The sequence below is a fragment of the Burkholderia sp. 9779_493 genome, assembly GCF_015712215.1.
Taxonomy (GTDB): Bacteria; Pseudomonadota; Gammaproteobacteria; order Burkholderiales; family Burkholderiaceae; genus Burkholderia; species Burkholderia cenocepacia.
In genome coordinates this window covers 25,352-36,888 of record NZ_JACCQA010000053.1, presented here as the reverse complement: position 1 = coordinate 36,888, position 11,537 = coordinate 25,352, and the positions used below count along the sequence as shown (strand labels likewise).

The 11,537-nt window shown below is 55.9% G+C and carries 6 protein-coding genes; all 6 read right to left on the bottom strand.

What is annotated here, in order from left to right; translation table 11 throughout:
* A partial coding sequence (locus tag H0X95_RS32960) for a DEAD/DEAH box helicase family protein (protein ID WP_230878326.1) occupies positions 1–2,250 on the bottom strand: 2,250 nt, incomplete at its 3' end.
* A 10-nt stretch (positions 2,251–2,260) separates the two neighbouring features.
* The gene (locus H0X95_RS32955; RefSeq protein ID WP_330165504.1) at positions 2,261–4,117 is read right to left on the bottom strand and encodes a site-specific DNA-methyltransferase; all 1,857 of its coding nucleotides are present in this window, start codon (positions 4,115–4,117) and stop codon (positions 2,261–2,263) included.
* Positions 4,118–4,165: 48 nt separating this feature from the next.
* Entirely contained in the window at positions 4,166–6,400 is a 2,235-nt protein-coding gene (locus H0X95_RS32950; protein WP_230878325.1) for a S8 family peptidase, read from the bottom strand.
* A 126-nt stretch (positions 6,401–6,526) separates the two neighbouring features.
* Entirely contained in the window at positions 6,527–7,522 is a 996-nt protein-coding gene (locus H0X95_RS32945) for an AAA family ATPase (RefSeq protein WP_196446359.1), read from the bottom strand.
* A 61-nt stretch (positions 7,523–7,583) separates the two neighbouring features.
* A complete protein-coding gene (locus H0X95_RS32940; RefSeq protein ID WP_196446358.1) occupies positions 7,584–8,243 on the bottom strand; it encodes a DUF4391 domain-containing protein in 660 nt (219 codons plus the stop codon).
* Positions 8,240–11,527 carry a helicase-related protein gene (locus H0X95_RS32935; RefSeq protein WP_196446357.1) on the bottom strand — a complete coding sequence of 1,096 codons (3,288 nt, stop codon included), beginning with the start codon at positions 11,525–11,527 and terminating at the stop codon, positions 8,240–8,242. Before H0X95_RS32935 ends, H0X95_RS32940 begins: the two co-directional genes overlap by 4 nt.
* Between the last annotated feature and the right edge of the window lie 10 nt (positions 11,528–11,537).

The following is an 11,537-nucleotide window of genomic DNA, read 5'->3' as shown; positions in this document are numbered from 1 at the left end:
CAGTGTCCACAATTCATCGTCGATGATCGGCTTGGCCATCTCCTCAGTCTCGGTTGTTCCGATGCCTGAGGTTAACAGCTCACCGCGAAAGTTAACAGCCCCACGGGGCCTTTTTGAAACCGTCTCTAAGGGAGCGAGTTCATCCGGCAGCGCAGCCAGCGTGCCGTCTTTCTTGGCCTGATGGTATTTCTCGGTGATGTTGCGCTTTTTGTCGACGTAGCCGTTCTGAATCAGGTAGAACTCGATGTCGGTCGCTTGATCTTCTGTGACGGTCACTGAGCCCGTGGCTGTGGTCACCATCTTGCCAGTAAAGAATGCCTTGTCCGCCACGCGCGGCCGTTCCGACAGCGACTCGCTGATGTCCTTCTGCAGCGCGGCCACGAAGTCCTTGTAGCTCTCGCTGGCAACCACGGTCAGCACGTTCACTTCGTGAACGGTAGCCGGATGATCCATCCGGTCGCCTGTCTGGTTGACGGACAGCCGCAAGCCACGCCCCACCTCCTGACGTCGGGAGACGGTGTTGTCGCTGTGCTTGAGCGCGCAGATGACGAACACGTTCGGGTTGTCCCAGCCTTCGCGCAGGGCGGAGTGCGAAAAGATAAAGCGCACCGGCTCGGACAAAGACAGCAAGCGCTCCTTGTCTTTCAGGATCAGGTCGTAGGCGTCTACGTCATCGGACAGGCCCGCGTTCTCGCCGCGCGCGGCGACAGCCGAATCCACCTGTCGCTTGCTCTTTTTGTCGATGGAAAAGTAGCCGCTATGGGTTTTGCCCACAGCAATACCCTTCAGGTACCTGACGTAAGCCGTCTCGTCCAGTTCGAGCACCTCGTTCAGGTACTGCGTGTATTCCTCTTCAAAGATTCGGGAATATTCGCCCTTTTCGTCCGCCTTTGTGTAGTCGCGGTACTTGGCCACCTCGTCGATGAAGAACAGGGTCAGTACCTTCACGTCTTGCTGGAACAGCGTCTGCTCCTTGTCGAAGTGCGCCTTGATGGCTTCCCGAATCTGGATGCGGCGCAGCGCGGCCTCGGTTACGTCGCCGGTAGCGTCGCCGACCGTCAGCTCCACGCCATTGGCAAAGCTCAGGGTGTCGGTGTTGGCGTTGATGTCCGTCACCACGTAATTGCGGTACTGATCCAACCCGCCCGACAGGTCGAACAGGTTGTCGCCCTTGCCAAGCTTGCGCAGCACGCGCTTGATGTCGCCATTGGCGAGCTTGTGCTCCAACTCCACCCGCGCCTCGGGCGGTTTCTTGCTCGAAATTTCGATGGATTGCAGGTACAGATAGCCAGCCGTGCCCGCCAGCCCCTTCACCGCGATGCCACGCACAGCAATTTTCTTCACCAGCTTCTGGTTGTAGGCGTCCAGCGCATCGAGGCGATGAATCTTGTTGTGGGTGGTTTTGTGAGTCGCCGAGTAGCGCAGCACCATCAGCGCCTTGAACTCCTCAAGGGATTTCAGCGTCGCCGTACCTTCCATCTTCTGCGGCTCATCCAGAATCAGGATGGGACGATTGGCGCTGATGATGTCGATTGGTCTACGTGACTGGAAATCATCCAAGCCGACCATTTCAGTCTCGCCTTTGGCATTCACCCTTGGCGTTCCGTATATGCGGCGAGCATCTGCCCCTCGTGAGGCGAACGCCTGCACGTTGATCACCATCACGTTGATGCCCGCGTTCGACGAGAAGCTCTCCAGGTGGTGCAGTTGCTTGGAGTTGTAGATGAAGAAGCGCGCCTTCTTGTGGTACGTCTCCAGGAAGTGCTCGGCCGTGATCTCCAGCGACTTGGCCACGCCCTCACGGATGGCGACGCTGGGCACGACAATGATGAACTTGCTCCAGCCGTACAGCTTGTTCAGTTCGAAGATGGTCTTGATGTAGCAGTAAGTCTTGCCCGTGCCGGTTTCCATCTCGATGTCAAGATTGACCTTGGCCACCTTGGTCCTGACCAGCGTATCCGACAACGGCAGGTTCTGCCCCCGCTGGACGGCCTGGATGTTGTCCAGCAGCGCTGTTTCCGACAGCGTGAAGTCGGCGTTGCGAAACGCGGCTTCCTTTTCCGCTGCAGCTTCAGGCGAAGCGGCCTCCAGCGCGAGCGCCGCTTGCGGGCTCTCTGGGGCTACTTTCTGGCTACCGGGATCGAGCCGGTAGCGAATGCCGCCGTGATGTGGAACCTGCCCCTTGAAGCAGTCCACCACCGCCTGTACGGCGGCAGTCTGGTAGGCCTGCGTCTTGAATTTCAGCTTCATCGCGGCCCCCTCAGATGCTCTTCACTTCGGTGGATGGCGACAACAGCTTGAAGATCTGCTCCACGTTGATCTTGACGGCGCTGTCCTTGAACCCGGCATCGCGGAACACCACGCGCAGCGGCTTGTGCGTGGCAAGTTCCTTGACGAAGGCTTCGTCGATACCGCCGTGTGCATCAAAACACGCGGCCAGTGCGTTGCCGTCCACGAAGAACACATCCTTGCCCTGGATAACCTTCTTCTCAATGGGCAGGGCAAGATCAACGCCCCAGTCCAGCATCACCTGGAACAGCAGATCTTCCGCCGTGCGGCCGGGTTTGATGTTGTCCACGAACAAGTCGAGGTTGGCCTTGTCGAGCGCATCGGGAGCGTAGTAGACGTCGGCCATGTTCGAGGTGTCGATCTTGAGGACGCGGAAGCCGGTGTCCGACTGAGGGTTGCTCTTACTGATCTGCTTGCTCGCACGGCGAATGCGCTCCTTACTGACTTCGGCAATGGTTTTATATCCGGCCTTAGCTGCTTCTGAATCTTCTGCACAAGGCTCTGGCAACTGCACCATCACGAAACGGCGCTTACCACCGTCTTCGGCGTTCCTCTTCAGAACTGCGTGTGCTGTCGATGCCGAGCCCGCAAAAAAATCGATAACGATTGAGTTCTTATCTGTTATCTGCTCAAGAAAAGCTTCAATAAGCCGAGTGGGTTTCGGGAAACTGAAGATGCCGCTACCTACCAAGGAATTCACCTCTCGTGTTCCATCACCAGTCGATATCCCCTGAATTACAGAAGAAATATTCTTAAACACACTTTCCATTTCGTTCAGGAATAGCTTCTGTCGGGGTCTTCCTTCCATACTAGACGGCCATAGAACTCGCTTTTCGGCAATCTTCTTTGCCATGGTGACTGGCTCGAAGCGCCACCCCTTGGGCGGGCATCCGTAGTTGATACCAGTCTCCGGGTCGATCAAATCGAAATGCAAGTTAGGTCGCTTATCTCGTGTGGCAAGTCCTGTCATATCTGCGCTTCTCCATGGCCCACGCGGGTCATCATCTGGATTCTTAAACTTATCCAGATCCTTTTCACTCCCCCGAAGTGAAGCGTCATTCGAGTTTGTGTAGCAGACGATGTACTCGTGATCGGTAGAGAGGCCGGTCACTGCCCTCGTGTCCTCACTAACTCTGGACTTCCAAACAAAGGTTCCTACAAAATTCTCTCGACCAAAAACCTCGTCATAAATCTTTTTCATGTTGTCAATTTCGATATCGTCGATGCTGGCGAAAATGAACCCATCTTCGGCGAGAAGCCGCTTGGCAAGCCTGATGCGCGGATAGATTAACGACAACCAATCTGAATGAAACCGCCCGTTTGCTGAGGTATTGGCAACCAAGCGATTGCCTTTCTCATCTTTCTGGTTTGATCTCTTCAAATACTCTTCGGAACCCTCAACAAAGTCGTCCTCGTAGATAAAATCATTTCCCGTGTTATACGGCGGGTCGATGTAAATCATCTTGACCTTGCCAAGATAGGTCTCCTGCAACAGCTTCAACGCATCTAGGTTGTCGCCTTCGATGAACAGGTTCTTCGTCGTATCGAAGTTCACGCTTTCCTCGCGCACCGGGCGCAAGGTCTTGGCAATCGGCGCATTGGCCGTCAGTAGCGCTTCACGCTTGCCCGGCCAGTTCAGGTGATAGCGTTCCTGCGGCCCTTCGACGATGGAACTGGACAGTTCCTGCCTGAGCTGGTCGAAGTCCACCGCCAGCTTCACGCTGCCGTCCTCGCCTCGCGCCTCGGTCACGCAACCGGGAAACAACTCGCGGATACGCGCGATGTTGTCTTCGGTCAGGTTGGGCGAGTGCATTTTCAGTTTGTCCACGAATAACAACCTCTTGAAATTTTTGCTTTGTGTACAGTCCAGCAGCTTTTAGGTACGGACACGCAAGGGCGGAACCCTGGCATCGAGCCGTGCCTTGATCTGGGTATAGAGTTGAGCCAAAAGATTCTCCTTGTCACGCAGGCTGACCAAAAGCGAATAACCTTCTTCGCTGTCGCACAGGCTTTCCCCCCACGGAAAGTCATTGCGCGTGACCACCACAAACAGCTTTTTTGTTCGTAGTGCCGAATCTTTCTGGAATTGTATGAACCGCCAAAAATCAGCTTGAGCCGTACCTTTGCTGCGGGCCACCTGGCCAATGCTGGCGCCAGCTAGTTCCTTGATGCTCTGATAATCTTCTTTTTTTGTCGCCTTGTTGAACATGGTCGTGACGTGTTCAAGGTCACGAGCAGCGACCAGCCTGAAGTCAATGCGTGTGGCGCGATACTTGATGCGCGTGGAGCGAACAGGCGGTGTATAGGCCAGCGCGATAGCAATTTCCCGCAGGCGCTTTTTGCCTCCGCTGGTGAATTCCGGCGGGATGGGTATTTCGTAAAAGTGGTGCCGCTTGTTCTCGATCTTTCCATTCGTAATCAGCGTGACGGCGTTCTCCAGCGAGCGATGCAGTGCGGTTTCATCCACCTGCCCATAACCACACGCACGTTTAAGTGCCTTATGCTGATCCATCAGTTGTTGGCTGGGCTCTGGCAGCACTGCGTTCAGACAGAGTTGGGCACGCACGAAGTTGGCAGTTGCATCCGGGTGTTCATGAAGCACGGAAGCGGCCAGATGCGCTACTTGGGGTGCAGCCATGCTGGTGCCAACATCCACCATAAAAGGATGACCGCCCGCAAACTCGTAACCGGTCGATACCACGCCCAGCCCAGCGGTTCTGTCCAGTAATGCGTAGTTGGCGCGTGTATTGATTGCCCAATTTCCACCATATGCCATCAGCTCCGGCTTGATAGCTCCATCGACAGAATGGCCGCTACGAGTGAATGGCGATGGCTGGTCCGGCTGTGCAATCGGTAGTTCCGCAGGGTCCGCAGAATGGTACTGGCTGTTGAAGGTTTGGTTGTGGCGCGCCAGACTACCAACCGTCAGCACATTCAATGCCGGTGCTGGTTCGATGAGCCGCCAGTCGTCATTCGAAAGATAGGTCGGGTATTGATCACGCCATTCCAAACCATCCGGAGAGCGCTCATTGATTCGATGATTGCCAGAGGACACCACAAACAGCACACCCAGTTCCCGCGAGAGGGTATCCAGCGTCACCGACAAGCCTTTCAGGTGTCCGCCCATGTAGGGCTTGTTGGCATCTCCGAAAGACAGGTTGAACACTTTGCAACCGTGCTCTCTTACAAAGTAGCGAACGGCTTCTTCTATCTGGTTCTCCACAAAGCCCGTGGTGTTCTCATTGTGTTTATCGAGAATCCTGCCGCTGTACAAGCGCAAGGTTGGGACAAAGGTGCTAGCACGCAGGTGTTTTTCAAAGTCACCGTAAAGAGCCAGACCGGCAACATGTGTGCCGTGCCCGTTTTCATCGTGCGGGCCTTCGCCCGGCAAGAAGCTCTTGGCCTCGCCGACAGCGGCTTTCAGCAGAGGATGGCCATCGGCAATGCCACTATCGAGCACCACCACGCCTGGCGCTTGCTCTGAAGGAGCCTGGATATCAGGAATCTTCTGAATATCCTGAAAGACGACCGATCGCTCCAGCGCAAAGTTGGGCGGCAAGTCGACGGATCGGACATCCCGATGGTGAAGCAGCATGCCAGCCTGTGCGGCTGTGCAGCGTACACGATACAGCGTCAGCTCTGGCTTCTTGATTTGATCCAACTTCTCGATACGTTGTTCTGCCAGCCAGCCTTCAAACGCTTGCCAGGCTTGTTGCCTCGCCTGATGACTGTCTTCCAGCGGCCATAGCTCAACATCCAGCATGAACTCATCCCGATCAGGGAAACCTTGCTGCTTCAGCGCCCACCCTTTTCGATTTTCAGAACTCCAGCCATCCACACTTTGCAGGGCATAGATCACTTCTTTATTGGTAACGTGCTCACCAGCAGCCATACTGGAAAGACGGGCTTCAAACTGCGCCAATGCGGCATTGGTGGCGAAGCCGATGACGATGGTTTCGTCCTCCTGGCTGACGAATTCGATTTCCGAGGAAATCTTTCTCAGGTCATCCGGATTGAATCCTTTCTGCACCGTGAAGCGGAAAAGCTTGCGCTCATCAAACCCGCCTACATCTTCACTGGCTTCTTCTTGTGCATGAGCCAGTTTGGTCAACAGCCCACGCCCATGGCCACGAGCATCCGCTGGCGGTGGTGGAGACATAGCACGTCCAGCTCGCTTTTCATTGACTGGCGCTTCTCGTTGTATGTTCAGGTGCGGAAAGTTCTCCTCCATGACGACTTAGCTCCCTTGTATGCGCGCCCTGCGGGCATCTTCACGACGAATGGCGGATTGCAGATGCCGTTCACTCAGAAACTCTTTTCCAGTCAGCACCATGTCTTTGGCTGCCCGACGCAGAACGCGCTCCACATCGGCATGACTCATGCCTTTGAACATGCTCGTAATGCGAGCATCCTCAATCTCGAATTCACGGCGCAACCCACGCAGCTTGATGCTCAACAGCCTCCGCAACTGCTCCAGATTGGGCGATTCAAAGACCAATACCTCATCAAACCGGCGCCAGATGGCGGCGTCGAGGATACGCTCGTGGTTGGTGGCGGCCACCAGGATGCTTTTACCTTCATAGGCGTCCAGCATTTGCAAGAAAGCATTCACCACGCGCTTCAACTCGCCATGCTCGGCAGTATCGGCACGCTCCTTGGCCAACGCATCGAACTCGTCGAACAAGACAACCATTGGTATGGTGGCTATAAAGTCAAAGACCTGCCTCAGATTGGCTGCCGTTTCCCCGAGAAAAGAAGACACCACGCTATCAATACGGACTATGGCCAGCGGCAAGCCCAGCTCACTGGCCAGTACCTCAGCCGTTAACGTTTTTCCGCATCCAGGTGGACCACAAAACAACAGGCGATCCGCGGGATACAGACCATAGCTTTGCAGCGCTTCCGCTCGATGGTGTTCTTGCAGCAACTCACTCAGCAAGGACGCATTTTCATCCGACAATACGACGTCTTCCATGCGCCGGACTGCCTCCTTGATCTGTAAGAGAGGCAGGTTGCGCTCTTTATCTTTAGGTATGCGATCACTCAGCAGCGAGTTGGCTGCCCCACCAGCATTACGGCGACCATAGAGAATTCTCTCCAGGTCATTCGCCAGCAAATGGTGATTCTTGGTGCGCTCCTCCTGAATCAACTGTTCGGAAACACGCTTGAAAGCGTCCTGATTGCCTTCAGTTCCAGTTTTAATAAGTTGTCTAAGCAGCTTGGCTGTGGCCATTATCTTTCTCCTTTCTCAGAGCCATGCTTGTCGTGTCAGAAGCATGGCTCTCAATTCGTGGTTACTTTAACCCGTTCAGTTCGGTTCTCAGCTTCCGCAGTTCGGCATTGATCTCCACCTTGCGGTTGAACTGTTTTTCCTTGGCCAGCCGCGCCGTGGTCTTATCCAGCTCGCGCTGCTTGGCTTGTGCCTGGTCGACGCGCGCCACCAGCTCGGCCAGTGTTTCCTGTGGCCGCGCTGACAGCGGGATCAGGCGGTGCAGCAATTGCTCGTACAGGCCGCCCAGATGCAAGGCCACGGGCATCGCGGTGCGTTCGCTATCCATTGGCAGCCAGTCCGATGCAAAGTAGTCCGAGAGCACCCAGCGGCTGGCGTCGGCTTCGTTCGGGCGCTTGTAGGCGGCGACCACCTGCGTTCTGCCGTCGAAAGTCAGTTCGAACACAATGGGGAACGGGATAGCCCCGTCGATGCAGCGCAGCACATCGGCGTGCAGTTCCGGCGTTTTGAGCTGGATGCTGAAGATCTGGATTTCCGGTACGCCGGGGCGCGCAGGCAGACGCAGTGTCTCCGGGGCCAGCTTGTACTGCCAGATGACCTGTTCCACCTGTTTGACGAACAAGTCTTTGAGCCGGGTGTTGGCTCCGCCGTGCTCGTAGATCTTGTTCTTGGGCAGAACGCGCCCGAAGGCTGCTTGTTTGGGGTAGGCGATCAGCGCACTCATCCAACCTCCTGAATCACGAGGAAGCTGATGAGTTCGAAGTCGTGCAGGCCGGAGATTGTGCCTGTGAGTGCCGTTGTCTTGCCACCAGTGAACAGGCTATCAAGGTCTTTTTCTTCCTTCACCTCGATCATCGAGCGGATGGCTTGGTTCAACAGGTCGGAGTACGCCTGCATCTTGCGGCCGTCCGCCGTGGTTTTGTTGAACTGTTGGCAGGCATCCGCAGTCGGTTCTGCCTGGCCCTTGCAGCACGAACGCGCCAGGTCGAGCAGGCGCTTGACCTCGGTGTGGTCGTGGATCACCTCGCCTGCCTGACTGATGTAGATCAGGTAGTAGGGGTGCAGCCGGTTGTGTTGGGGCAAGTGTGCGGGCGGGTTCACGCCCGCGCTGCGATTGCGCAGGGTGAAGATGACACCAGGCGCAAGGTCCAGGTCAGGGTTGGCCGGAACGACGGCATGCAGGCCGTTGGGGGACCTATGCAGTTCTCCATGGGTCTTGACGTAGTTCAGCAAGTCCATGCGGAAGTCGTTCAAGCCCAGGTCGGTGATGGAGACGCCGGTCTTCAGGTCTTCCAACTCGATAACTTCTTCCTGCAAGCGGCGCAGTTGCTCCTTGCGGTAGGCCATGTCGTTGGCCTGCGCGGAAATGACGTTGTCGTCGCCGGTGGCGGTCACATCTACGATCATCATCCGGTTTTCGACACGCTCCTTGAGGTTGATGTATTCGTCCAGCGAAATATCGGGCCAGTAGTTCACCAACTGAATGCTGCTATTGGGCGAACCGATGCGATCCACGCGCCCGAAGCGTTGGATGATGCGCACCGGGTTCCAGTGGATGTCGTAGTTGATGAGGTAGTCGCAATCCTGAAGGTTCTGGCCCTCGGAAATGCAGTCGGTGCCAATGAGCAGGTCGATTTCCGCCGACTCGTTGGGCAGCACGATGGCTTTTTCTTTGGAGCGCGGCGAGAACAGCGTCAGCAGTTCCTGGAAGTCATATGCTTTGGGCAATGTGGACTTGGGCCGGTCACTGCCCGTAATCTTGCCGGAATGCAGTTGCTGGTGAGCCAGCAGGTCGGGCGCTAGATTGGCGTAGAGGTAGTCCGCCGTATCTGCAAAAGCAGTGAAAATCAGCACCTTCTTGTTGCCGGGGTTGATCGGGTTGGCGATCTTTCCCAGAACAAGTTCCTTAAGGTGCTGAAGTTTGGCATCGTCAGCGGGGGTGATCCTCGACATCGAAGCCAGCAACGCGTCGATGTTGGCGAGATCGACCTTGAGGTCGTGCTCCCATGACGGCAAGTCCATATCGGCCAAGCTGATCTTGACCTTGCCGCCCACATCGCCACCCTGATCCAGCCTTTCGAATGGGTCATCTTCTTCTGCATCGATACTTTCCAGTACCTCGGTCAGATCGCCCACGCTGGCAGCGATGCCGCTCTGGTTAAATACCGCGATTTTCGCCAACGTGTTCTGGTGATTGGTCTGCAGGGATTGCAGCGTGAGACGGAATGACTGGACGGAGCTTTCCAGACGTTTGAGCAGATTGGTCGTCATCAGAGCCTGCAGGCTCTTTTCGCGGTCAACTTGCCTGAATTTTCCTGCACCACCTGGAACCTGCGTGTCGTACATCTCTTCGTACTTCCTCAAGCGGCTCGGCAGGATGTAGCTGACCGGGGCATAGACAGCGAGCTTGAGCCTGGACAGGTGCTCGAAAATCTCGTTGAAGCCCATCACGTCCGAGCGGGAAGTCAGCGAGCAATGGAATGACAAAGGCTTGCGACGCTCAGGGAAATGGCCGATGTCCTTGGTGTCGTAGAAGGTCTGGATATGCTTGCGCGAGCGCGCGATGGTGACACTGTCCAGCAGCTCGAAAAAGTCGAAGTCCAGTGCGCCAAGGATCGCCCGAGGCGTGCGTTCCTCTGGCGGGAGCCTGGACCAGGCATTGAAGGCGGTCTGCGCATTGCGAAAGACTTCTTCCACCGACTTGCTGGTGCGCAGCTTCTTGCCGAGGTTCTCGGAGTCTCCCTCATAGGCCAACGCGAGCTGATTGCGCAAATCGGTGAAGCGGTTGTTCACTGGCGTGGCCGAGAGCATCAGCACCTTGGTCTTCACACCTTCGCGGATGACCTTGTTCATCAGCTTCTGGTAGCGGGTCTCCCGATCCTTGAAGGCGTCGTTGTTACGGAAGTTGTGCGACTCGTCGATGACGACGAGGTCGTAGTTGCCCCAGTTGATGCGGTTGAGTGGTGTACCGAAGGATTCGCCGCTGGTGCGGCTCAGGTCGGTGTGGCACAGCACGTCGTAGCCGAAGCGGTCGCGGGCAAAGATGTTGGTCTTGAGATTGCGGTTGTAGTTGAGCCAGTTGTCCGCCAGCTTTTTCGGACACAGCACCAGAACGGACTTGTTCCGTAGCTCGTAATACTTCACTACGGCCAGCGCGGTGAAGGTCTTTCCTAGGCCGACGCTGTCTGCCAGGATGCAGCCGTTATAGGTTTCCAGCTTGTTGATGATGCCGGTTGCCGCATCCCTCTGGTAGTTGAAGAGCTTGTTCCAGATCAGGGTGTCCTGATAGCCGGTGCGGTCATTGGGCAACACGTCTTCGTCGATGTCGTCCAGGAACTCGTTGAAGATGTTGTAGAGCATCAAGAAGTAGATGCTTTCGGGCGAATTTTCCTGATAGACGGACGCGATGTGCTCACAGATTTGGGCGGTCACATCCTCCAGTTTTTCGGGGTCATCCCAGATTTGATCGAACAGACTGAGGTAGGTGTTCGCAAAAGGGGCCTCGACCTTGTTCACCAAATTGGAAACGGCGTTACCCTGGCTGTAACCCAGATCGACAGCCGTGAAGCCATGCAGAGGCACATAGGCGCTATGGGTTCCATCGGCTTCCACGCAGGCAAATTGCTGCATCGGCGCCTTGCTGCGGTTGCTTCGAAACTTGGCCTTGCGCCGCATCCAGTCGGCACATTCCCTGGCAACCGCCTTCTGGGTGAGTTGGTTGCGCAACTGAATTTCGAACTCGCTGCCATACAGGCTGCGCTCCCGGTCGAGCTTGGGGATATGGAATTCCCTGCGCTCTTTTCGGATCTTGTCCGTGACTTCGTCGGCAACAAAGGTGGGGGAGGTGAAGATGAAGTCCAGTTCGTCGATCTTTTCCAGTTTGGACTTCAAAGCTTCGTAGGCATACATCGAAAAGCACGAAGCGGCGATCTTCAGCCGCGCCCCTGGCCGGATGGTTTGCTTAAGGTCATCACCCAGCAAGCGACTAATGTTGTCGATCAGTTCCATCGTGCTCCCC